Below are 24,056 nucleotides of genomic sequence, written 5' to 3'. Positions count from 1 at the left end.
ATCAATTAAACATAAGCTAATAAGGCTATTCAGTAATATAGATAAGTGAGCTTTCAAATAGCTGAAAATTTCATGTTCAAAAACATTGGATAATTTGACGCTATTTTCACTAAAGTTGTTGCTAGCCTGTTTCTCAAGGCCGGTATTATTCCTATCAAAAATACCTTCTCAAAAACCCTATAACAAAAAGTATGTGACGCAAAAATATTTCTCAGATAAGGGTTTCAAATTTGTCCTAATGCGTTACTATTACCACCTAATTCTGTTAGACCCTTATATTTGATACTCTGTATTAACACCCTAAGAAAAGGATAGGTTATGCGCTACGAAGTTATCGTTATCGGTGCAGGTATGGTTGGCACGTCAATCGCGTGGCATCTACAAAAAAATAACTCAAATGTATTATTGTTAGACAAAAAATTGCCAGGGTCAGAGACCTCATATGGCAATGCAGGATTGATTCAGCGCGAAGCCATTCATACACATCCTTTTCCTCGTCAGCTGACAGAAATGATCAGAGTGTTACCAAACCAAGGTACCGATATTCGCTATCGTATTCCGGCCATTTTGCGTTATCACCAAGCGCTGCTGCAATACTGGAAATACTCTACGCCAGCTTCAGTCAAAAAGATCGAATCAGAGTGGCAGACGTTGATTGAGCATTGTACCAGTGAGCATCAAACCATGATTAGCGCCTCTGGTGCTGACGAGCTCATTACTCGTGATGGTTGGTTGCAATTGCATCGCTCAGAAGAGACGTTTAAAGAAGCGCAAGCAGCAGCCATTGATGCTCGCAACCAAGGCGTTGAGCATAATGTGTTGAACGTTGCAGAACTAAAAGCCATGGAGCCTAGTGCCAATTTTGAAGGTTTTGTTGGCGCAATTCATTGGAAAAACTCTTGGCAAGTATCGAACCCAAGCTCGCTCGTGAAAGCTTATGCAAAAAACTTCCAAGATATGCAGGGTACGATCAAAGAGAGCGATGTAAAAGAAATCGTAAAAGATGGCGAAGGCTGGAAAATCATCACTGATAATGACACTTATTATAGTGACAAGTTGGTCATTGCAGCGGGTCCATGGTCGAACGACTTGATCAGACCACTTGGCTATAACTTGCCATTGTTCCCAATGCGCGGCTATCATCAGCATTTCAAAGTGACAGAAAAGAACACCATCAATCACAGTATGTTTGATATGGACAAAGGCTTTGTGATGGGTCCAATGCAGCAGGGTATCCGTATCACCACTGGTGCTGAGATGACCACGATGAATGCGCCAAAGAACTTTGGTCAGTTAAAAACTGTATTGAAGCTTGCTAAAAAAATCTTGCCATTAGAAGATGCGGTTGAGAGTGAAGCGTGGGCAGGCTCACGTCCTTGTATGCCTGATATGAAGCCAGTAATCGGTCCTGCAGACAAGCATGACAAACTATGGTTCGCATTTGGTCACAGTCATCAAGGCTTTACTTTAGGGCCAATGACAGGTCGTCTGGTTGAAGAGATGATTCACGATAAGCCTACATTGGTCAATCTTGCACCATTTAGTGCCCAGCGTTTTTCTAACTAAGCGCGTATCTGATATATAGTTGATCCAATTTAAGAGCGGTACAAGGCAACCGAGTGCAGATGTATATGTCATACTTCAAGCGAGGTTAACGCTGTAACGCTTTTATAGTGGATTGACTATAGTTAGCACAGACTTAAATTAATAAATGAAAGGTATAGACATGATTAAGAAGCTACACAGCAATCAACGTATGAGCAAAACCGTAATCCATAACCAAACTATCTATTTGTGTGGTCAGGTAGGTAACGCAGAAGACGATATCAAAGCGCAAACATTGACTTGTCTGGAAAAAATTCAAACGCTATTAGAAGAAGTGGGTAGCGACAAATCAAAGCTACTATCAGTCACGGTTTGGATCAAAGACATGGCTGACTTTGCTGCCATGAATGAAGTCTATGACCAGTGGTTTGAAGGTATTCAGCCACCGGCTCGCGCTTGTGGTGAGTCAGCATTGGCACGTCCTGAGCTATTGGTTGAGATGATCGCCATCGCTGCTGAGTAATAGACGGCTCGCAGTACTTGTAGTATCGGTATTAAATAGAAATAAAAAAGGCCATGATAGCGATATCGTGGCCTTTTTTGTGCTTGGTAATAAGCAAATTTAATTACTGCAAATCGGTATGCTAACTTTCTAAACCAAGCGCACTCCGTATAACGTCAGCTAAGCAATACAATGATTAGTGTCATGGGTACTAACACCCTTTCCATACTGCTTGGCGCTTCTCAATAAAAGCATCAATCCCTTCACCCACATCGTCCGCCATCATATTGCCCGTCATTACTTCACTGGCATAATCATACGCATCTTCGATGTTCATACCCAACTGCTTATAGAACATATCTTTGCCAGTTCTTACTGCGACAGGAGATTTAGCAGTAATGGCTGTTATCAGTGATTGTAGTGTTTGATCGAGTTGCTCTGCTGGCGCAACTCGATTGATCAATCCATATTGCAAAGCGGTATGCGCATCGATAAATTCACCTGTAATCAGCATCTCAAATGCCTGCTTGCGGGGCAAATTGCGACTGACGGCGACAGCAGGCGTGGAGCAAAAAAGCCCCACATTTATCCCAGAAGTAGCAAATTTTGCATTATCAGCGGCAACGGCCAAGTCACAAGCGGCGACCAGCTGACATCCTGCAGCGGTAGCAATCCCTTGTACTTTTGCAATGACGACTTGTGGCATACAGTTGATAGTAAGCATCATTTTGCTACATTGCTGGAATAGCGCACGATGAAATGCTGCATCTGTGTGTGCGCGCATTTGTTTTAGATTATGACCAGCACAGAACGCCTTGCCTGTCGCTTGAATAACCACGACTCTGATTGTATTGTCTTGAGCGATACTGTCTAGCTCTGCTTGCATAGCAGACAGCACTTCAACGGATAATGCATTAAATTGCTTGGGTTGGTTTAAGGTGAGCGTGACGACGCCACTGTCTTTATTGTCTTCTCTAATAATCAGAAGGTCGTCTAGGTCTAGAGTGGTGCCTAATTGAGTCATTTATCATCCTTGATAATGGGTGGTTTGATTTGGCAAAGGCTGCTATTTATAAAGTTATATAAATCGTTGTAAATAGTAGCATGGCTCATATTCTATACAATAAGTGACTGACATAGAAAGCTCACGAAAAAAATAGCGCACTCAGATGATGAGTACGCTATTGGTTTTTCAGTCAGATATAAGCTAAATCTATACTAGGTTAAATTTATACTAAGCTGTATTTATACTGAACCTAGTATGCGCCTTCGCTATAGATAAGCTCGTAGCTGTGGCTATAAATCTCAACGATGTTGCCGAACGGGTCTTCCATATAAATCATGCGGTAAGGTTTTTCGCCAGGGTAGTAGTAGCGTGGTTTTTCCATACGCTTTTTACCACCTGCGGCAACCATACGCTCAGCCAGATCTTCAACATTTGGATCTTGAACGCAGAAGTGAAAGATACCTGTTTTCCAATATTCAAAGTTGTTTTCAGGGTTCTCTTGATTTTTGAATTCAAAAATCTCAACACCGATACGGTCACCAGTAGATAGGTGAGCGATACGGAAGCTGCCCCAACCTGCACCGAATACTTCAGTACACATCTCACCAATCGGGCTGTCATCTTCGACAATCTCAGTTGGTTCCATGATGGTGTACCAACCCATCACTTCAGTATAAAATTTTACGGCGGCATCTAAGTCAGGGACTGACAGACCGATGTGCGAAAAGCTTCTTGGATAAACATTGTTCATAGCTTGTGCTCCTGTTTGCTGTATTCTTGTTTAACGTGAGGCCAGTATACAAATGCACCTTCATTATGTAAAATTATCAAATATTATATAAATAAGTATGAAACGTAATGATAAATATTACATGGCTACGAACTTTCTGTACGCTTGCCGAAGTTGGGCACTTCACCCGCACAGCTGAACGTCTATATATGACGCAGTCCGGTGTGAGCCAACACATAAGTAAGTTAGAGGAGCAACTAGATACAGACTTGTTGATTCGACAAGGCAAGCAGTTTTCATTGACCAATGCAGGTGAGCAGCTTTATAAAGAAGCAGGCGAGATATTGCAGCGATTATCAAATTTAGAACAGCGCATCGGTGAAGATCCGCCTTATGAAGGATTGGTGCGTTTGATGTCACCAGGTAGTGTGGGACTTAAACTGTATCCGCAGCTTTTGTCTTTACAGCAGCAGTACCCAAAACTAGTCATTGATTACCGTTTTGCTCCAAACTCTGATATTGAGCGGGCGCTGGCTAATCACGAGATTGATGTCGGCTTTATGACGGATATATCAGACGATGAAACAGTTAGCTGCAAACCTATGGCACAAGAAGCATTGATACTAGTCACCCCTGCGACTACAGTAGAGCCTAGCTGGGAGCAGCTTATCGAGCTTGGATTTATCGATCATCCAGATGGTGCGCACCATGCAAGTCTGCTGCTAAGTGCTAATTATCCTGAGTTTCAGCACGTCAATGATTTTGAGAAAAAAGGCTTTTCGAATCAGATAGGGTTAATCTTAGAGCCAGTCAGCAGGGGAATCGGCTTTACTGTTCTGCCAGCACATGCCGTGGCTGCCTATCCAAAGCCTGAGCTGATTAACAGTCATTATCTACCAGTTGCCGTTAGCGAAACGCTATATCTGGCAGTCAGACGACAGCAGGTACTCTCTAATAGAATGCATACGGTCATCGATGACGTGAAAAAATGGCTATAGATATTTTGGAAGTGATAAAGGCACAGCTAACAAAGGGTTAATAAGAGGTTCAATAGCTGTGCGTTTAGTGGAGGAGGTTCATTGATAGATTGCGACTATGAAAGATTGCGTCTATTTTAAAGTCTGCCCAAGTTTGATACTTGCGGCAATATTAGCAGCAGTAGTCTCAATATTGTTATAAGCAGAACCCAACACGTTATCAATCGTGTCTACTTTTTGGATACTCGGCATGACCACATCGAACTGACTGGTCTGAGCAGGTTTTAGTCCATCGACACTGCCGCAGATAGCGATAACAGGTGTACGGCTGGCGTTAGCGATTTGGCTGATACCGCCTGCCACTTTACCCATGGCTGTTTGTGCATCAAGTTTACCTTCGCCAGTGATGACAAGATCAGCCTCTGCGATATGCTGTGACAGGTGAGCCACTTCGGCAACCGTATCGAAGCCTGACTTTAGCTGAGCTTGGAAGAACGTCATCATCGCATAGCCAAGACCGCCTGCCGCGCCAGCACCTTCAACGTATTGACAGTCTTCATAGCCATGCTGTCCACATATGGTCGCAAAGTGACTGAGTGCCTTGTCCAAAGTATTGACTTGTTCTGGGCACGCGCCTTTTTGTGGGCCAAATACTGCGCTTGCACCTAGCAGACCGCATAATGGATTAGTCACATCGCAAGCAACTTCAAATACTGTGTCTGATATCTTTGCATGCAGGCTAGTATTATCGAGCTTATGTAAGCTAGCAAGTGCGCCACCACCATGAGTGAGTAGGCTATCATTAATATCATGAAATGTTATGCCTAGCGCCATTAGCATGCCAAGGCCTGCATCATTGGTTGCGCTACCACCTAGACCGATAACGATACGCTTAGCACCTTCTGCTAATGCATCTTCGATCAGCTCCCCAACACCATAGCTACTCGCAATAACAGGATTACGCTCATCAGCTGTCAGTAGGTGCAATCCGCACGCTTGAGCCACTTCGATAACAGCGGTCGCGTCTGGCAATAATAGGTACTTTGCCGTAATCGGTCTCATCAACGGGTCATGTACTCTGACTTTTTTCCAGCGCCCGCCCAATACATAAGACAATACCGCTGAGGTACCTTCACCGCCATCGGCCATTGGCAGTAGCTTGTAGTCAGCATCTGGAAACACTTGACTAAAGCCAGATTGAATGGCGTGGCAAACATCAAGTGCTTCTAAACTTTCTTTAAACGAGTCAGGGGCGATCAAAATTTTCATACGGCTCTCTTTGAATATCTTAATGACACGATCATTGCGATAGTGTCATGTTTTAAAACGTTTACTTAGCAATCATCAAATAAACGTATGTAGAAATACCCAATTTTATGAACTAGATAAACACTAGGGTCAACAACCAGATAAATACGATGCTAGTCACACCTTGAATACCAGTGGCCATTGAATGAGCCTTGTACGCTTGTGCGACGCTCATGCGACTAAACTGGCTAACAATCCAAAAGAAACTGTCATTGGCATGTGAGATGGTCATGGCACCGGCACCGATTGCCATCACGCAGAACACGCGTCCAAGCTCGCTGTCTAGGCCAATCTGGCTCAATAGTGGGGCAACCATAGCAGAAGTAGTAACCAATGCGACTGTGGTTGAGCCTTGTGCTGTTTTTAGCGCTGCAGAGACGATAAATGGCATGAAGATACCTAAACCCAAAGCAGATAGCGTTGAACCTAGGTAGTCACCAATTGGCGTCACTTTTAGCATGGCACCAAACGCGCCACCAGCTCCAGTGATCAATAGAATAGGGGCTGCTACTACCAAACCTTGCGAGATACTGTCGCTGATTTCTTGCGTTTTTTGGCTTGATTTAATCAAGAAAAACGATAAGAACAAACCGATAAGTAGTGCAGTAAGCGGGTTACCAATGAATATCAAAATCTCCGCTACCATGCTACTGCCAAATGGTGCGCTTGGGAAATTAGCAACCGAAGACAGGCAGATTAATATGATAGGAACGATAATCGGCAAGAAAGCCATTGTCGCTGAAGGCAAGTGACTGTAGTCATCACGAGTCTTCATTCCTTCAGGCATTGCGGCTGCAGGAGCATCTGCCGCATTGATATTGTCAGGAGTGGCGTTAAGGAAGCGATTAGACCACCACCACCCAGCCAGTACCGCAACTGCTGTCACGACCACACCGACCATAATAACCAAACCTAAATTTGACTCTAGACCTAAGTTACCTGCCGCTGCGATTGGGCCTGGCGTAGGCGGGACAAAGGTGTGGGTAGCGTATAGACCAGTGGCCAAGGCAATGCTCATCGCGACACTTGATACATGTAAGCGCTCAGCCAAAGACTCTTTTAGAGAGTTCAAGATAATATAGCCAGAGTCACAAAATACAGGGATCGAAACGACTGCACCGACGATAGACATGGTCAAAGTAGGGAAGCGTGGCCCCAATACTTTAATAACGGACTCTGCCATTACAATAGCAGCACCCGTTTTTTCAAGGATTAAGCCAATAATCGTACCAAATACAATCACAAGACCGATATAGCCTAAAATACCACCGAAACCATCAGAGATCGTCTTGGCGACCGTATTAAGTGGTACTTGATAAAATAGCGCGACCAAAAAAGCGGATAAAATCAACACTAAAAAGGGATGCCACTTTAATTTTGCGGTAGCGAAAATAATAAAAAGAATGGTCAGCACAAGCCAAAATACAATCATCACTGTCTCAATATGGTTTATATCTTAATTGATTACCAATGCTAATATAGTCAATTATATCTAGATTAAACACGGTATATAGCGTGCTAAGTCTACTCTGTGTAGTACTTTCACACGCTTTTACCATTTCTACATTTAAACGATATCGAACCAACTATCTGCATCACTAACGATACGAAATTTTAAAGGGGCATATTTTATAGCAAATAGACGCCGCTAGGAAATAGATTCGTTAAATAGTTGGCGCTGTTGACAAAAAATTGAGAGATACTTAATTTTGAAATGAGAGAAATTAGTAAAAAAACGTCGAAGACGTTTGTGGAAATACTTGTATAACTAGCAATTGATAATACTTCAAACCAAAAAAAACTGGCCATTTATAATGACCAGTTCTTGTCTAAGCAATGTTTACCTACCTGAATAATAATTATTTTTAAGATAGGTATTCTAAGAAGTGCCCTTATTAACAATTAGGCAATCTTATCAAAAAAAGCTTTGTTATTCGTAGCAGTTGCAGTATCAAAGCTGACGTAAATGCCTTGATCATCCAACGTGGCATACCAATGATCATCGTTGCCACTGGTCAGCAGCTGAAAGTATTTGTCATTGACTATTCTGCCAACTGTATATACTTCACCTTTGGAGTAGTATGCATTACCTTGAGTACAGATAAGCTTGTCATTGGTATGAATGTTATTATTGTCTTTCATATTCTTGCGCCCTATTAGTAAATTAAATACCCTATTAGTACATTAAATAGCAGTAGATTATCAATTCTGCTAATAGTAATAAAGATGATTATATAGGCAGTATCTTGTTGTTTGGTATAGCGTTTTTAAGGTAGTTGTTGCATTTAGTTACTACAACATTGCATAGATAACACCGCTATCATAGCAATAGATTTTTTGAGAATCCTAAGCTGTTTAGGAATATATAAAATCCTAATTTATCAAGATAAAGGAGTGCAAGTTAGCGATATAAATGGTCTAAATACATAAACTCTAATGTCAAAAATGACGCACGTAAAAAAGCCAGCAACCTAAGTTGCTGGCTTTTTGCAGACTGAGTCTAACTACATAGAAGATTACTCTTCAGAATAGTCTTCTTCAGCAGCTTCTTCGTCAGCTGAATCTTCGTTGTTACCATCTTCAGAAAGAATAGTAACTAAGATGCTAGCAGTAACGTCATGGTGTAGCTGAATATCAACATTGTATTCGCCAACTTGACGTAGAGTGCCTTCAGGTAGCTTGATTTCAGCACGGTCTACTTCTAGACCTGAGTTAGTCAATGCTTCAGCGATATCGCGAGTACCGATAGAGCCGAATAGCTTGCCTTCGTCACCTGATTTAGCACGCATGATAACATTAACGTCAGTCAACGCATCAGCACGCTCTTGAGCAACAGCGATCTCTTTTGCTTCTTCAGCTTCAAGTTCAGCACGACGTGCTTCGAACTTTTCGATGTTAGCTTTAGTAGCAGGTAGCGCTTTGCCCTGAGGGATAAGAAAGTTACGTCCGTAACCTGGTTTTACATCGACAGTTTCACCGAGTTTACCAAGGTTGACGATACGCTGTAACAAAATAATTTGCATGAGTCATTCCTAGTTAGCGGTTAACCTTGATGGTTATCAGTGTATGGAAGTAGCGATAAGTAACGAGCTTGCTTGATAGCAGTCGCTAATTGACGCTGATATTTAGTAGATGTACCAGTAATACGGCTTGGTACGATTTTACCATTATCACTAATGTACTGTTTTAGCAATTCAACATCTTTATAGTCGATGTGAGTGATGCCTTCAGCAGTGAAACGGCAGAATTTGCGACGGCGATAGAAACGTGCCATGAGTATTCTCCTTTAATTAGTCTTCACTGTTGTCGTTGTCGTCATTATCGTTTTCACGATTGTCTGGACGACGAGTAGTTGCTTTGCGTGCGCGTTTTTCATCGGCATTCTTGGCTAACTGCGACTCTTCAGTGACAGCTTCGTCACGGCGCATAACTAGACTACGAATGATCGCGTCGTTATAACGGAATAATTCTTCAAGTTCAGCTAAAGTTTCACCGTCAGTTTCAATGTTGAAAAGAACGTAATGAGCTTTGTGAATCTTGTTGATTGGATAAGCCAGTTGACGACGGCCCCAATCTTCTAGACGATGGATAACACCGTTGTTGTCTTGAACTAACTTGATGTAGCGCTCAACCATGCCGACCACTTGGTCGCTTTGGTCTGGGTGTACAAGTAACACCAGTTCGTAATGTCGCATTATGACTCCTTACGGATTAGTAGCTATTAACCCTATGTTAATAGCAAGGAGATTTATAAGGTAAGCCCAATTCTAGTGATATTTTATAAAAAACAATCAAGAATAAGCTTAGTTTATAAAGCGCCGTATTATAACAGTACTCGGCAACTAACACAAAGGTTAATCACTAAGCTACTGTCAATAAAATATAAAAAGAGGCTAAATAAGCTTTGCTAAATAAAAAAGCCGCGATAGTATGCAGCTTTTTTGAGTGTAACGAGCTATAAAACCAATAACCAAATCAAAATACTGTTATTCAGGTTTTGATTTTTTTACCAATTGGCTACTGTCTGCTTTTACCACTAAGGTTTTGGCAAGTTTGTCATGCCAACCAATGTTTTCAGGGCTTTTAGATGCCATGTAATAGTGGATGGCAATAATCACAAAGCCTAAAAAACTGGTAAACGAAAATAGTAAGTTATAGATAATAAATAACAATAACGTACGTGTACCGATAAGCTTAATAAATGAAGGTAGACGATGCGTGGTTTGATCCACAACACGAATACCAGTGATCAGCTTGCCTAGTGATTGACCGCGCATGGTAATAAATACCAATTGTAAGGCAAATAGCCCAAAGACCATCACCTGTGACATCATCAATGTGCTACTAGGAAGACTTTCCATTAGCGTCATTGAATATTGATAGGCGGCGTCCATATCTTGAATGTTTTGGAACTTGGTATAGTCCACATCCATCTTAGTCAATGCCATTACTAACGGCAGTATGGCCAATATATAAAGTAGGCCATTTAATGCAGTCGCCAATACGCGTGACATGATTGGCGCAAGTACCACGTTGCCGACGACTTTATCATTGTCTGCAATAGCCTTTTTGAGAGTAGACTTGTTTAATGAGACATTGTTGTGTGGCGTTTGATGACGATTGGTCGTCATATCGGCTTTCACGTTTTTAGGACGTTCAGGCTTGCCATATAGTCTATCTAACGATACTGACTTATCATCTTTCGCTTTGTTGGTATCTTCAGGGAAGACGGTTACGTTATTGATGATAGAGTCGTTTACTTCAGGCGTGTTAGCACCGGTCGGGCGATAAACCGTTTGGTTATTGGTAAGATCACCTACGCGCTGCCACTGAGCTAAGCCTTCATGCCACATCAGATCATCAAGCAATACTTCACCAGATGCCAGCATGATATTCAGCTGCTCCAACTGATATGGGCCAGCTTGTACGTTATTTCGAGCAAGGAAAATCTGCATAATTGCCTGCATAGTTAGTCATGTCTTAGGACATTATATTAGGGTCTATTTGAAAAAATCAAATAGACCCTAGTAGTGGTATCTTTAATGACTGTGTGAATGACCGCCGTGATTAAACGTAGCGGTTTACTTCGCTTCTTCACCAGCTAAGAAGAACCAAGTATCTAGTACTGAGTCAGGGTTCAATGACACTGAGCTGATACCTTGTTCCATTAGCCAGAATGCTAGATCTGGATGGTCTGATGGACCTTGACCACAGATACCGACATACTTACCAGCTTTGCGGCAAGCTTCGATAGCCATAGACAATAGTTTCTTAACAGCAGGATCACGCTCATCAAATAGATGCGAGACGATACCTGAGTCACGGTCAAGACCAAGCGTTAACTGAGTCAAATCGTTAGAACCGATTGAGAAACCATCGAAATGCTCTAGGAATTCTTCTGCCAATAGGGCGTTGGTTGGTAGCTCACACATCATGATGACGCGTAGACCATTTTCGCCACGTTTTAAACCATTTTTCTCAAGTAATTCGATGACTTCTTTGGCTTCACCAACAGTACGTACGAATGGAATCATGATCTCAACGTTGGTCAAGCCCATGTCATCACGTACACGTTTTAGTGCTTTACACTCAAGCTCAAAACAGTCACGGAAGTTATCAGACACATAACGGCTAGCACCGCGGAAACCAAGCATTGGGTTCTCTTCTGATGGCTCGTATAACTTACCACCAAGCAGGTTAGCGTATTCGTTTGATTTGAAATCTGACATACGAACGATCACTGGCTGATCCATAAAGGCAACAGCTAGCGTTGAGATACCTTCGACCAATTTATCAACATAGAAGTCAACAGGTGACGCATAGCCTGCGATACGCTCTTGGATTGCTTGCGCAATTTCACGTGGCAAGCTGTTCATGTTTAGCAAGGCTTTTGGATGCACACCAATCATACGGTTGATGATGAACTCTAGACGTGCAAGACCAATACCTTCGTTTGGCATTTGGGTAAATGAGAATGCGCGATCTGGGTTACCAACGTTCATCATTACTTTGAATGCTAGCTCTGGCATAGATTCAACAGAATTAGTCTGTACTTCAAAATCAATCTGGCTTTCATAAATGAAGCCAGTATCGCCTTCAGCACAAGAAGCAGTTACGTCTTGACCATCAACCAATAGCTCAGTTGCGTTACCACAACCAACGATAGCTGGCACACCTAGCTCACGCGCGATAATAGCAGCGTGACAAGTACGACCACCACGGTTGGTGATGATAGCAGAAGCGCGCTTCATAACTGGTTCCCAATCCGGATCAGTCATGTCTGATACGAGTACGTCGCCTTCTTCTACTTTGTCCATCTCGTTTAGGTTGCTAACGATACGCACTTTACCTGAACCGATACGTTGACCGATTGAACGACCTTCACACAATACTTTTGCGCCAGTCGTGTCGATGACATAACGCTCCATTACGTTGCTGTCTTGACGGCTCTTAACAGTCTCAGGACGTGCTTGAACGATAAAGATCTCGTTAGTATCGCCGTCTTTTGCCCATTCGATGTCCATCGCTTGGCCATAATGCTGTTCGATTGTTACCGCTTGCTTGGCAAGTGAGGTTAGCTCTTCAGTAGATAAAGAGAACTGCATGCGATCTTGTTTTTCAACATCAACGGTTTTAACTGATTTAGCCGTGCTGCCTTCATCACCATAAACCATTTTCTTATGCTTGCTACCTAGGTTACGACGAATAACTGACGGTTTGCCATTGGCTAGCAATTTCTTAGAGATGTAGAACTCATCTGGGTTAACTGCACCCTGTACAACCATTTCACCTAGGCCATAGCTTGAGGTGATGAATACCACTTGATCAAAGCCACTTTCGGTATCTAGCGTGAACATAACACCAGCAGCACCAGTCTCTGAACGTACCATACGCTGTACGGCAGCAGATAGTGCAACACCTTCGTGCTCAAAACCTTTGTGTACACGGTAAGAGATTGCACGGTCGTTATATAGAGAGGCAAATACTTCTTTAATAGCAATTAGGACGTTATCAATACCGCGAATGTTCAAGAAGGTTTCTTGTTGACCGGCAAATGACGCATCTGGCAAATCTTCAGCAGTGGCAGAAGAACGTACAGCAACAGCGATGTCTTCGCCGCCACTCATGGTTTCAAATGATTGACGTACTTCTTGCTCAAGATCTTTTGGCAGTTCTTGTTCAATAATCCAAGTACGAATCTTTTTACCAGTAGCCGCAAGCTTATTAACATCGTTTACGTCTAGTGTTTTTAGCTCGCTGTTGATTTTGTCAAGCAAGCCTGTTTCAGTCAAAAAGCGGTTAAATGCATTTGAAGTGGTGGCAAAGCCGCCTGGAACACTAACGCCTAAATCAGAAAGATGGCTGATCATTTCGCCAAGCGAAGCGTTCTTACCACCAACCATTTCGATGTCGTCTTTTCCTAGCTGATCAAGATTGATTACAAGTGCTGTAGATTGCGCTGCCATGATAACTCCAGAAAATAAGGTTATTTAGTAAAGATTATAACGGTGAATTATACCGCCATATTAGGACAATTTCGAGGGTTTTCACCAAAAAACTTGTTAAAAATATACAAATTGTGGGGTTTGCTACATAAATTAGGGCCAGTCCCATCAGGTTTAGTATTTACTCGGATGAAAAATATCATCGTTAGTAACGATATTATGTGCTTATAAAAGCCAATTACTGCATAAAATAGATGCATTCAAATAAGCCACATTTAGAGTATTTCCATAATTTATGTTTCAATCTTATGTATCTGTATAAACAAAGCATAATAGAAGAAGCATAAAAAAATACCTCAATGAGAGGTGGATTAGCTATGACGACAAGATGAAAAACAATGTTGGTGCTAAGTGTACGCCTGTAACATTGATTTCTATTAAGAGGCTAATATGCGTATAATGTAGCGCATAGATAGTTGATGCACATTGCATGATAAATGTGCGGTACAGCTGCTGAAAAAGGCTCGTTATACGAGTTATAAAGGTAACTATAAAAAGCCGAGTAAAATTCACGCTATTAATACTCAATAACTGCTAAACGTTTGCTAAGTCTGAATTATTACTAAGATCTATACCAAAAACTAAACGAAGGTCACTATTGAGTTTTCAACCGAGGTGTCAACGATATGTACTCAAGCAATCCATCTGAACAAGTTAAGTCCACTATCCAAAATCGCCATGCGCTAAACTTGGACAGCTCACAAGCCATTAGAACGGCGTTTTTTATCTCAGATGGCACAGCGATTACGGCTGAGACACTTGGACGCGCTATTTTGAGTCAGTTTGCCTCGGTTCCTTTTGAGACAAGAGTATTGCCATATGTCGATAGCTTAGAGCGTGCGGAAGATGCGGTTGAACAAATCAATATGGCGTATCAGCGCGATGGGTCGTTGCCATTGGTTTTCGATACGATCGTCAATCCTGAGATTCGCGAAAAAATTAATTCAGCGCATAGCTGTAACTTAGATATGTATGAAGGGCTCATTGGCCGTGTTGCAGAAGAGACTGGTGTGGAGCCAGATGGTCATTCAGGGCATGCACATGATGATGTTGACTCTGAAACCTATAAAGAGCGGATCGATGCAGTGCATTTTGCTTTAGACAATGACGATGGAGCGCGTACTCGTCACTATAATGCAGCCGATATTATTTTGGTGGGTGTATCGCGCTCTGGTAAGACGCCGACTTCTTTATACTTAGCATTACAATTCGGTATTCGAGCGGCTAACTATCCTTTAACCGAAGATGACTTGTACGACAATCAGTTGCCGAAAGCTTTACGTGAGCACAAAGACAAGCTGTTTGGTTTGCTCATCGATACTGATCGCTTGGTAAAAATCCGTCAAGAGCGCCGTGCAGGCAGCCGTTATTCTAGCTATCAGCAATGTCAGCAAGAGCAGCGCGCGATTCAGGGTATTTATATCACGCACGGTATCCCAAGCTTAGATGTATCAGAGATGTCTGTTGAAGAGATTGCCACACGTATTTTGCAGATGACAGGTCTCAAACGCCGTATTGGATAATGAATGTCAGCTTAAACAGTATCTGTTCAATCGGTATCAATAAGTGTTCAGGCAGCTTTAATAAATGCGCAAAAAACACTAATAAACATACATCATTTCATCCTAGATAATTATCATATAGAGAATATTATGATTTCAGCCTATCAATCTATAAAGCCATCGTTGTTGCTGGCAGGTTTAATCAGTGCAGCGACTTTACTGAGTGCTTGTCAAACATCACCATTTGCAAAGGATCCAGTACCTGAGCCGCGCTATATTCCAAGTATCGTATTGGGAGAAGCACAGACACTGACCGTCATGCCAAACCGTGTTGCTTGTGCTTCAGAATTGCCAATGCAGTGCCTACTTGCTAAGTCTAAAGACGGTAGCGTATTCCAAATTCCTTATGACTGGATCGATGACTTTAAACCAACCCTTGGTACAGAGTACATCATTAGCGCCCGCCCGCAGATTGATGAAGGGCAACAGAGCGCTACTGGTCACTGGACATTGCAAAACATATTGTCACAACGTATGGTGAGCATGCCTCAGTAGGGCAGTATTCATTTATCTACATGATACAAACTCAGCTACATATTGATTCATTTATATCTCAAACATTTACTCGATAAATAAATATAAAGAGGACATCATGGTAAGTAAAAGTGCAAGCGACGAGACCAACGATACTGGCAAAGATATTCATACCGAAGTATCAAATAAATCTAGCGGACACGTGCCAAGCCCTGAACATACCGAAGGTAAGAACAAAAAAGAAAAGATAGAGCAGACTCACGAGCAAGTGACTGATGATGTCATGCATCATCCGGACCTTGTGAATCCACTCGATGACACACGAATCGATATTAAGTCCGGCTTTACCAAAGACTCTCGCCGTCTAAAAAGTGACGATCATGAATATGAGTACGATGCCGTTGTTTTAGGAGCGGGCCCTGCCGGTGAAGCCGCTGCCATGAAGCTGACTAAGTCTGGTAAAAGAGTGGTCGTTGTCGATCCACGTGATCAAGTAGGCGGTAACTCTACTCACGTCGGTACAATTCCAAGTAAAGCATTGCGCCAATCTGTATTTAACTTGATTAACTTCCGCCGCGATCCGATGTTTACCAAGGCGATGGAATATAAGCAAGTACCGCTAAATGAAGTACTCGCCAAAGCGCGTCAAGTTATTCGCCGTCAAGTCAGTACACATACACGTTTTTATGAGCGCAACCGTATTGAAGTCATCCAAGGTTGGGCAAGTTTCATTGACGCACATACGCTACGTATTGAAGTCGATGAAAATGTTTATGAAACTATTACTTTCAATAAAGCCATCATTACTGTCGGTAGTCGTCCTTACCGTCCTGAGATTTTAGACTTTAACCATCCACGCGTTTTTGACTCTGACAAAATCTTGCAAATGGATTATGTGGTCAAAAAAATCATTATTTATGGTGCAGGGGTAATTGGTTGTGAGTACGCGTCTATCTTTACTGGTCTTGGCTACAAAGTTGATCTAATCAATAACCAAGATCAATTGCTTAATTACTTAGACAGCGAAATCAGTGATGCCATCGCGCATGACTTTAGACAGTTCGGTGTACTTATCCGTAGTAACGAAGAGATTGATCATCTTGAGACTCATGATGATTATGTAGTCTTGCACCTAAAGAGCGGCAAGCGCATCAAATCTGATGCCATTCTTTGGTCAAATGGTCGCTCAGGTAACACCGAAGGCTTGAACTTAGAAGCCATTGGGCTAAAAGCAAATGGTCGTGGTCAGTTAAAAGTAGATGATACTTACTGTACGGACGTCGACAATATCTATGCGGCGGGCGACGTAATCGGTTGGCCATCACTAGCCTCTGCTGCCTACGACCAAGGTCGCTGTGCCGCTGCCTTTATGGTTGGTGATAGTGATGCCGAGCCAGTATCTAGTGTACCGACTGGTATTTATACTATTCCTGAAATCTCTTGTATCGGTAAGACAGAGCAAGAGCTCACGGATGAAAAAGTCCCATATGAAGTGGGTCAGGCGTTCTTTAAGCATCTGGCACGTGCCCAAATCATTGGTGAACGTTCGGGCGTATTAAAGATATTGTTCCATCGTGATACGTTAGAGATTCTAGGCATCCATTGCTATGGTAACCACGCTTCAGAGATTATTCATATCGGTCAAGCAGTGATGAAGTGTAAGAGCAACAATACACTTGAGTATTTTGTAAATACGACTTTCAACTATCCCACGATGGCAGAAGCATACCGTGTGGCAGCATTGAATGGTTTGAACCGAGTGTTTTAAACCACCGCTATTGATATCGTATAAATAAAAAGAGCGCCTGCTACTATTAGCAGGCGCTTTTTTTATGCTCATAGATTTCATTAATTTGAAAATTTATAAGTAGGCTTTTCGCTGTGGAATACGCTTGCGTAAAAATAGCAATAAAACAAAATAGAGCAACCATAAGCCAGCTAACGCGTAAAATCCTATAGCGACTTGAGAAACACTGGCACCCATTTGGTTAAGCTGTACAGAGGTATTGATTGCAGGCGTAGTCGGTACCAGCCAACGTATTACTTGTAATACTTGAGGCAATTGGTCTGCTGGCCAAGGGTAGCCGCTTAAGAAGAATATCGGTAAGGAGATAAAAATTAAGATCTGCATACTGCGCTCACGCTGCCGGAACCATAATCCGAGCACGCAGCCGAGCGTTGCGACTGTCGGACAAAATAGTGCCAAAAATAGCAGCGTACCAAGCATGTTTTGTCCACGTGGATAATGATGTAGCTCAAACGCCCAACCATAATAAAAGCAGCCAACGATAAAACTAAGTGAGCTCAAAGCCCCAATACGTCCTAACCAGCCACGTACACTCGTACTGTGACGGCGCTGCTCATACCATGTACCAATCAGCATTGCAGTCGCCATCAAAAGTGTCTGCTGTAAAATAATAACAGAGACAGCAGGTACGACATAAGCACCATAGCCCTCAGTTTGGTTATATAGTGGCATAATCCGTAGCGGTACAGCTTGCGTGTTCTGCGCTGCGGTAGATGCATAAGCGCCTTTCGCAATACTTTTCTTTACCTTGATGCCTGCGGATACCGTACCTACTGCTTGAGAGAAACCCAATTGGACGTTTTTATTTAAAATAAAATAACCGCCGTTACCCAGTACGCTGACGTGCGCTTGCTCTCCGGACTGAACTTGTTCTTCAAGACCAGTTGGAATCACCATATAGCCTGCAATTTGATCTGACCATATGGCTTCTTTGGCAGCCTGCTCATTGATAAATCGTTCAGTATCTAGGTATGGACTAGCGCTCGCATAGCGCACGAGAGTACGCGATAAGTTACTGTTATCATGATCAATGATACCTACTGGCACATGATTGACTACTTCAGACGAGTAAGGCCAAGGATAGAAAAATCCATAGATAATAGGGGCGATCACCAGCATCAAAAGTACGCCTTTGTCGCCAAAGACGTCTTTGAAAGTTTGAATGAAGCTGGTCCAAAAGTTTTGTGAAGCCGGAGTGACCGTTGATTTAGTTTTTGAGTGTGTATTATTTGATTGTGCAGACATTAGCGTGCTCCCCAACGTTCAGGATGCGCCAATGCGCGTTTGGTTAATAGTGCTGCAAGTACTAGCGCTAGTATGGCAGCAAGCATTAAGCCATAGACAATAGGTAGAGAAATGGCGATCGGTGCTTGCATTTGTAACTGTGCAATATGAAGCTTTAGGTAATGCGTTAGCGGCAGGGCATTTGACCAATATTGCGCGCTATTACTAATCGCAATATATGGAAAAGTAACACCTGCAAAGGCGTAAGAAGGTGCTGAAATAAATCCAGTAGTCGATAGACCCATACGTAATGAAAAAGAATTCAAAGTAAATATAGCACCTAACCAAAACGACAGGACCATCAGGCACAAAAACCCAGCATAGACTGCAACGAGAGACATGATGTTTATATTCTGATTGGACGTTGCCAGCCACAATATCAACGCCGACCACAAGCTATATGCCAGTATTGGCCAAAAATATTTACCCAATAGACCAAATACTAAAACTGATAGGCTGACCGAATTGGGCACTTTTGCGCTTGACGATGATGCTTTGTTATTGCTGCTATCTTGTTTGGTTGATAGCGAAGATGTCGTTTTTGAAGGTGTAGATAAGATTAGACTAGGTTTGCCTGCATCAATAAAACGATACCAGCGACCGATATTCTTATCACGTAACTCGCGGCCAATCGTGGTTGCGCCAATGACCATTGCCAATATATGTAATAAGGCAGGTATGACGGTTGATGCCAAAAACTGCTGATAATTGGTCGCAGCATTGAATAAGCTAATACGCTGCACACTGATAGGCGCATAAGCCGTCATCGCTTGTGATGGCGCTACGCCTTGTTTGACCAATCGCTTGATTTCTACGCCTGCGGATAATGTACTAGCGACCGCTTGGACACCTGCCTGAATAATACCAGAGTGCGTACCGTACTGTGCATTGACTTGTAGAGTCAATGGAGCAGGCTGGCTCGATAATATATTACGAGAAAAGTCCTCTGGAATAATGACAACAGCGTAAATGTCACGCTGTAAAATGGCAGCCTCTGCATCCGCTTGGGAGTAATACAGCTGTCTGACCGTCAAAGTAGGACTGGCCTCTAAGTAACGGACGGCAGTATTGGCAACAGCGCTATTGTCTTGATCGATGACTCCGATAGGCAAATCGGTAATTTGAGTCTGTGAAAATATCCACCATATTAGCAGCACCGTTGCCAGTGGTATCCATACCACCATGCTAAAGTCCCAATGGTTTTTTGCCAAAAAACGGCGCTCGTAGGCTGCACTGCGTAAAAAAGCCTCACTTAACTTAGTCAAGTGCATGGCTTACTCTTGGTTCTGATTGACAGGAGTAGGGTTGATACGTACAACCACACTCATACCTGAGCGGATACGAGCATCGGGCTTAGATGGTCGTGCCTTTACCTCAAAAGTACGCACATCAAAACCATCATCGTTATTGGTCGGACGCCACGTGGCAAAGTCTGATAAGGTCGATGTCGCATAGACGGTAAACTGTTTTGTATAAGGTTTATCCGCTGATGACAGCGCTGGGATAGTACCCGTAAATGTTTGACCAATAGCAAATTGATTTAAATAAGACTCAGTGACGTTAAGTACCACCCATTGGTCGTTGGTATCCACCAACGTCAAAAGCGGAACCCCTTGACCGATGACTTCTCCAGCACTCACGATGACATTATCGACGATACCAGCGATAGGACTTCTTAGGTTCGCTTCCTCTTTTGCTACTAGCGCTTCATCGAGTTTTGCATCGACCTGTGCGACTTGTGCAGTGGCCGCTGACTTATCTTCAGTACGTGCGCCTTCTAGCGCCAAATCATATTGCAAGCGAGCTGCTTCGGTTTGGTCTTGAGTAGCAAGATATTGAGCATACGCCTCATCGCGCTTTTGTCGCGCCATCAGTCCTTCTTCGTAAAGGCGATTGACACGCTGATAGGTGTTTTCTGCCAAGTCAGACGCGGCTTTATTGGCTTGCCAAGCGGCTTTTGCTTGGGCGATTTCTTGGGGACGCGCACCATTTTCTGCTTTATCTAATTGGCTTTGCGCGATTTGCTTACCAGCACGTGCTTGATTAATCTTGGCATTAATCTCAGGCGAATCCATCTCAACCAGTTGCTGACCTGCCGTTACCGTATCACCCTCTGTCACCATAATCTGGGCAATACGCCCTGGTACTTTTGCAGCGATAGACGTTTGCTGCATTTGCATTTGCCCTTGTAGCGTAATAACTTCTGGCTCGCTATGCGCATTACTTTTGTATAAGCCGTACGCAATCGTACCAAGGACAATCAGTATGAATAGTGCAAGTAATGCTTTTTTTATATGCGCAGATTTGTCAGTTTTAGACGCATCACGATTATAAGCAGGTGTCGGTTGCTCTGGTTCAATATCAGACACGTCTTCTACAGGATCGACTGAATTTTGTGTATCTTGAGAGGTCACTGATTCGGTTGTATCAGCTGATTTATTTGAGTCGTCTGATTCGCGTCGTAATTCTGTCATGACAATGAGATTCCTAAAGCAACAAAGTTGAAAATAAAGGGTTTATTACTAGTACACTCGAAACGCATAAGGCTTGGCATTGTCTATAGTTTCAGAATTAAAAATAGCACCAAGAGCGACGATAAATGCTGAATAATAGAGCCATAGCATAATGACCACAGCAGCTGAAAGCGCGCCAAACTCAGCACTATAGTTATTAAAATTTTGCACATAAATTGAAAATAAGATGGACAATATAATCCATAAAACTGTTGCTAACGCAGCGCCTGGCATTAATTTTTTGAGGGCGACGGCATCACGATTTGGGGCTAGACGATAAAGGCCCAAAAAGCTTAAGAATATGATGCCCGTCAATACTGGCCACCTGCTCCAAAGCGCAATTGTCTTTGCTATCTGAGGGAAAGGGAAGTAGGCGGCTCCCAAAGGAATAATCGCGATAGAGGAAACCGCGATAATCAATACGACTACTGCTGCAAAGGTCAAACCAACTGCGCGGATCGTGCTTTGTACAAAACTACGCTCTTGAGTGATATGAAACGCAAGATTAATAAGAATAATTAAAGACTTAATACCTTTAGAACCCGCATAAAGTGCGAGCAAGGACGATATAAGCAGGCTGAAAGTCAGAGCAGACGTAGTTGTAGAAACCAACTCGCTCAGACGGGAGTTGAGCACTTCATATACTGTATCAGGTATAAACTGACTCAGAAGCGAGATTTGCTCTTGCATCTCGGCAGGAGAAAACGCAAGACCATAAAGCAGTACAAACACAGCCATCACTGGAAAAATTGATAAGAAACCAAAGAAACCTACGCTTGCGCAATGCGCCCAAACGTTAGAATTATTGGCAATATGCCACGTTTCTAGTAGCGTCTGTAGCCAGTTTTTTATCGATTTAGAGGTCAATTTTTTCATAAAAGCAGCTGTTCGTAATAGGGTTGGTAATAGTATTTTCGATATCGGCTTTATGGTAATACAAAGCGTTTATCAGCACGACTTATGGTTTCTCATATCACATCATTGCTCAGTATATAAAGTAGGCAATTGAATGTCAGCGGCATTGAGATAAGCATTAAAAGCAAGTGGCGTACCACAGCTTTGCATAAGGGCAGCCAGTGACTGTACATAGTCATTAGCAGCCTGTGCTTGCTCGGTACGTGCCTTCAGCGATTGCGTTTGTGCTTGCACTACGTCAACGGTGGTATTTACACCTTCTTGTAATCCTAAGCGTCGTAGTCGTAATACTTCTGCTGCCAAATCAACATTACTTTGCAGTGCCTGATAGCGTGATTGTGCATTATTGACATCGTGCCAGTTTTTTTCTACCAGTAGCAATAAATTGTCACTAACTTCAATCTCAGAGAGATCGGCCTGACGTATTTTGGCACTACTGGATGCTAATGATGCGGCTTTATCGAGTCCGCCCCATAGCTTCCAACTGGCAGATATACCAGCGACCCAGCTTGGATCTTTCTCCACCTGACCATAACCGTATAGCAATACCGTAGGTTTGTAGCCCGTATCTGATAGCGCATGTAACTGCTGAGCCTGTGCCCGCTTGGCTGCAACTTTTTGCAGTCCAGGATGGTTGTTTAGTGCCAAGTCCTGAAAGTAGCTCACATCTGGTAGAGGGCGACTAGAGACAAACAACGGTGTGGTTGGTTTGATACGGTAGTCGGTACGTAGTAGACGCTGTAGCGCAATCATAGCTAGGCGCGCATCATTATTGGCATTGACGGATTCACTCTTGGCATCCGCAAGCGCAGACTGTGCTTCTAGTCTATCGACACGTGAGATAAAACCTTCTTCAAACAGACGTTCGGCCATATGGTCGGTCTGCTGCAATGTATCGTAAGCGTCTTCTCGTAAGTAAGCGGCGATAATCGCTAGCTGTGCCTTAAAATAACGCTCAATTAACGTATTATAAAGCTCATTTTTATCCAGTACGCTATCAGCCATCGCTTCTTGTGTACGTGCATCCGAGGCGCCAGTCAATGCGTCTGTACGTCCAGCAGTGTAAATAGGCCAAACGACACCAAGACCTGCGCCTGACGTAGAGCCTGATCGCTTGAGGTTATAAGAGTCGGGGATACGCTCACCGACCAGCTCACCAAAGTCTGGTAGGTCTGCTGTAGGAGGGACTATGTTATCTACGCCATTGTTTACTTCGTTGACGATACCACTTCTGAGAGAAGATAAATCTATATCCTCATCTAAATGATAGGCACTGGCAGATACTCGAGCAAATACGAGCGGATTATCGATAGTTCTGAGCGCATCAGTTTGGTATTCGCTAGCGGCAATTGCTGCTTGGTTGGCAGCGATTTTAGGTGATACTTGTACCAGCAGCTTTTGCGCTTGCTCTAAGCTCAAAAAGCTTGAGACGTCTAGTGCGTAGCTGTTATCGACTGTTTTATGTGTAATAGGGTCAACAAGCGTAGACAGTGCCTGCGACTCAGCGTTTTGAGGGTTTGGTACTGTATGAAAAGGTGCTACAGCTGGTTTATCATTATCAGTTGGACTATCAGCATCTATGATTTGTGTCACAGCCACTGGTGTAACATCATCTGACACTTCTATACTGTCAGCGTCAGTGCTCGCGTAAGTCACGACAGGCACGCTCATGACCGCAACTGTCATCATAGCAGTCGGTAGCGCTGATAAAATGAATTTCATAAGTCACATAAGCCATTAATTAGAATGTAAGGTATTATAAAATAAGGAACAGCACCGATAGATTTCATTGCTCAGGATATAAAGTTGCTGAACTATTATAGACTATTTGCCAACTAGCAAAAAAATGATGCTCAAATAAATCATTCATATTCTAATATAAAAATACGGCTATATTAAAAGCGCTAACAAGCAGTCATTCGTCATAA

At 42.9% G+C, this 24,056-nt stretch carries 21 protein-coding genes; 6 read left to right on the top strand and 15 right to left on the bottom strand.

Features of this window, described 5'->3' with window-relative positions; genetic code table 11:
* The first annotated feature begins 318 nt into the window (after positions 1-318).
* A complete protein-coding gene (locus JMX96_RS01410) occupies positions 319-1,566 on the top strand; it encodes an NAD(P)/FAD-dependent oxidoreductase (RefSeq protein ID WP_201566836.1) in 1,248 nt (415 codons plus the stop codon).
* A 163-nt stretch (positions 1,567-1,729) separates the two neighbouring features.
* Positions 1,730-2,068, top strand: a complete 339-nt coding sequence (locus JMX96_RS01405) for a RidA family protein (RefSeq protein WP_055124581.1) — start codon at positions 1,730-1,732, stop codon at positions 2,066-2,068.
* A gap of 190 nt (positions 2,069-2,258) precedes the next feature.
* On the opposite strand, the gene JMX96_RS01400 is transcribed toward JMX96_RS01405, so the two are convergent.
* Both JMX96_RS01400 and JMX96_RS01395 read right to left on the bottom strand, forming a co-directional pair.
* Positions 2,259-3,071, bottom strand: a complete 813-nt coding sequence (locus JMX96_RS01400) for an enoyl-CoA hydratase (RefSeq protein WP_201566834.1) — start codon at positions 3,069-3,071, stop codon at positions 2,259-2,261.
* A 232-nt stretch (positions 3,072-3,303) separates the two neighbouring features.
* Positions 3,304-3,804, bottom strand: coding sequence for a lactoylglutathione lyase family protein (locus JMX96_RS01395; protein WP_201566832.1), 501 nt, complete (start codon positions 3,802-3,804; stop codon positions 3,304-3,306).
* A gap of 107 nt (positions 3,805-3,911) precedes the next feature.
* Between JMX96_RS01395 and JMX96_RS01390 the strand changes: the two genes are divergently transcribed.
* Positions 3,912-4,781 (top strand): LysR family transcriptional regulator, encoded by an 870-nt coding sequence (locus JMX96_RS01390; RefSeq protein WP_201566830.1) that lies wholly within the window; start codon positions 3,912-3,914, stop codon positions 4,779-4,781.
* A 111-nt stretch (positions 4,782-4,892) separates the two neighbouring features.
* Here the strand turns inward: JMX96_RS01390 and JMX96_RS01385 are convergent, their stop codons facing one another.
* The 8 genes from JMX96_RS01385 to ppsA all read right to left on the bottom strand — a co-directional run bounded on the left by JMX96_RS01385 (position 4,893) and on the right by ppsA (position 13,534).
* Positions 4,893-6,029 carry a glycerate kinase gene (locus tag JMX96_RS01385; RefSeq protein ID WP_201566829.1) on the bottom strand — a complete coding sequence of 379 codons (1,137 nt, stop codon included), beginning with the start codon at positions 6,027-6,029 and terminating at the stop codon, positions 4,893-4,895.
* Positions 6,030-6,141: 112 nt separating this feature from the next.
* Entirely contained in the window at positions 6,142-7,500 is a 1,359-nt protein-coding gene (locus tag JMX96_RS01380) for a GntP family permease (RefSeq protein WP_201566828.1), read from the bottom strand.
* A 470-nt stretch (positions 7,501-7,970) separates the two neighbouring features.
* Positions 7,971-8,210, bottom strand: a complete 240-nt coding sequence (locus tag JMX96_RS01375; protein WP_201566827.1) for a hypothetical protein — start codon at positions 8,208-8,210, stop codon at positions 7,971-7,973.
* Between the two features lie 374 nt (positions 8,211-8,584).
* The gene (gene rplI / locus JMX96_RS01370; RefSeq protein WP_057759378.1) at positions 8,585-9,091 is read right to left on the bottom strand and encodes a 50S ribosomal protein L9; all 507 of its coding nucleotides are present in this window, start codon (positions 9,089-9,091) and stop codon (positions 8,585-8,587) included.
* A 20-nt stretch (positions 9,092-9,111) separates the two neighbouring features.
* Entirely contained in the window at positions 9,112-9,342 is a 231-nt protein-coding gene (rpsR, locus tag JMX96_RS01365) for a 30S ribosomal protein S18 (RefSeq protein ID WP_010198808.1), read from the bottom strand.
* 16 nt (positions 9,343-9,358) lie between these two features.
* Positions 9,359-9,763: a 30S ribosomal protein S6 gene (gene rpsF, locus JMX96_RS01360; RefSeq protein WP_101205443.1), complete on the bottom strand. Its 405-nt coding sequence runs from the start codon at positions 9,761-9,763 to the stop codon at positions 9,359-9,361.
* A gap of 291 nt (positions 9,764-10,054) precedes the next feature.
* Positions 10,055-11,035 (bottom strand): RDD family protein, encoded by a 981-nt coding sequence (locus tag JMX96_RS01355; RefSeq protein ID WP_201566826.1) that lies wholly within the window; start codon positions 11,033-11,035, stop codon positions 10,055-10,057.
* 114 nt (positions 11,036-11,149) lie between these two features.
* Entirely contained in the window at positions 11,150-13,534 is a 2,385-nt protein-coding gene (ppsA, locus tag JMX96_RS01350) for a phosphoenolpyruvate synthase (protein WP_191115062.1), read from the bottom strand.
* A 665-nt stretch (positions 13,535-14,199) separates the two neighbouring features.
* Here ppsA and JMX96_RS01345 point away from each other — a divergent pair.
* The 3 genes from JMX96_RS01345 to sthA all read left to right on the top strand — a co-directional run bounded on the left by JMX96_RS01345 (position 14,200) and on the right by sthA (position 17,377).
* On the top strand, positions 14,200-15,096 hold the full coding sequence (locus tag JMX96_RS01345) for a pyruvate, water dikinase regulatory protein (protein WP_101205440.1): 897 nt from the start codon (positions 14,200-14,202) through the stop codon (positions 15,094-15,096).
* Between the two features lie 129 nt (positions 15,097-15,225).
* The gene (locus JMX96_RS01340; protein ID WP_201566825.1) at positions 15,226-15,630 is read left to right on the top strand and encodes a DUF4377 domain-containing protein; all 405 of its coding nucleotides are present in this window, start codon (positions 15,226-15,228) and stop codon (positions 15,628-15,630) included.
* A 97-nt stretch (positions 15,631-15,727) separates the two neighbouring features.
* Positions 15,728-17,377, top strand: coding sequence for a Si-specific NAD(P)(+) transhydrogenase (gene sthA / locus JMX96_RS01335; RefSeq protein ID WP_057759390.1), 1,650 nt, complete (start codon positions 15,728-15,730; stop codon positions 17,375-17,377).
* A gap of 93 nt (positions 17,378-17,470) precedes the next feature.
* Here the strand turns inward: sthA and JMX96_RS01330 are convergent, their stop codons facing one another.
* The 5 genes from JMX96_RS01330 to JMX96_RS01310 all read right to left on the bottom strand — a co-directional run bounded on the left by JMX96_RS01330 (position 17,471) and on the right by JMX96_RS01310 (position 23,850).
* Positions 17,471-18,661: an ABC transporter permease gene (locus JMX96_RS01330; protein ID WP_201566823.1), complete on the bottom strand. Its 1,191-nt coding sequence runs from the start codon at positions 18,659-18,661 to the stop codon at positions 17,471-17,473.
* Positions 18,661-19,971, bottom strand: a complete 1,311-nt coding sequence (locus JMX96_RS01325; protein ID WP_201566821.1) for an ABC transporter permease — start codon at positions 19,969-19,971, stop codon at positions 18,661-18,663. Before JMX96_RS01325 ends, JMX96_RS01330 begins: the two co-directional genes overlap by 1 nt.
* 3 nt (positions 19,972-19,974) lie before the next feature.
* A complete protein-coding gene (locus tag JMX96_RS01320) occupies positions 19,975-21,174 on the bottom strand; it encodes an HlyD family secretion protein (protein WP_201566819.1) in 1,200 nt (399 codons plus the stop codon).
* Between the two features lie 48 nt (positions 21,175-21,222).
* Positions 21,223-22,089: a YihY/virulence factor BrkB family protein gene (locus tag JMX96_RS01315; protein ID WP_201566817.1), complete on the bottom strand. Its 867-nt coding sequence runs from the start codon at positions 22,087-22,089 to the stop codon at positions 21,223-21,225.
* 102 nt (positions 22,090-22,191) lie between these two features.
* Positions 22,192-23,850, bottom strand: coding sequence for a TolC family protein (locus JMX96_RS01310; RefSeq protein ID WP_201566815.1), 1,659 nt, complete (start codon positions 23,848-23,850; stop codon positions 22,192-22,194).
* Between the last annotated feature and the right edge of the window lie 206 nt (positions 23,851-24,056).

The sequence above is a fragment of the Psychrobacter sp. JCM 18900 genome (assembly GCF_904846625.1).
In the GTDB taxonomy this organism is placed as follows: Bacteria; Pseudomonadota; Gammaproteobacteria; order Pseudomonadales; family Moraxellaceae; genus Psychrobacter.
The sequence above is the reverse complement of the archived record's forward strand: the minus strand, read 5'-3'. Positions and strand labels throughout refer to the sequence as shown.